Source organism: Cytobacillus firmus NBRC 15306 (genome assembly GCF_001591465.1).
Taxonomy (GTDB): domain Bacteria; phylum Bacillota; class Bacilli; order Bacillales; family Cytobacillaceae; genus Cytobacillus; species Cytobacillus firmus.
On record NZ_BCUY01000247.1, the window covers coordinates 1 to 651 of the forward strand.

Genomic DNA, 651 nt, shown 5'->3' on the forward strand with positions numbered 1-651 from the left:
GCCCTTACTTACCTATTGGTCCAAATGGGGTCAAGAAGCAAGTCTATCTTGTCGCCTTTATCGACGATGCCACTAGGTTTGTGGTTCATGCGGCCTTCTACCCTACACTAGATTCAAGAATTATTGAGGATGCATTCCGCCAGGCTATCCAAAAATACGGTGTTCCAGAAGCTGTTTATTTTGATAATGGAAAACAATATCGAACCAAATGGATGTCACGAACCTGTTCAAAAATAGGCAGTCGTCTTATCTACACAAAACCGTATTCTGCCGAATCGAAAGGCAAAATTGAAAGGTTTAATAGAGTCATAGATTCATTCATTAGTGAAGCTGTTCTTGAGAAACCCAATACCTTAGATCGATTAAATGAGCTCTTTCAAGTGTGGCTAACAGAGTGTTATCAGAATAAACCACACTCTGCGCTTGGGGAGAAAATTAGCCCAGAAACCGCCTTTCGTTCGGATAAGAAATCGATTCGTTTTATCGATCAGGATGCATTGAGCAATGCGTTCCTACACTGTGAAACAAGAAAAGTGGATAAATCAGGGTGTATCAGTTTTATGGATCAAAAATATGAGGTGGGTTTGGCCTTCATGGGTCGACAGGTTGATGTAGTCTATGACCCGGCAAATATCGAAGAGCTGACCATTG

1 protein-coding gene is annotated in these 651 nt (G+C 41.5%); it reads left to right on the plus strand.

All coding sequences use genetic code 11. The features are described from left to right. Positions 1–651, plus strand: a 651-nt coding sequence (locus BFI01S_RS22110; protein ID WP_156478381.1) for a DDE-type integrase/transposase/recombinase, incomplete at both ends; no start/stop codon positions are given.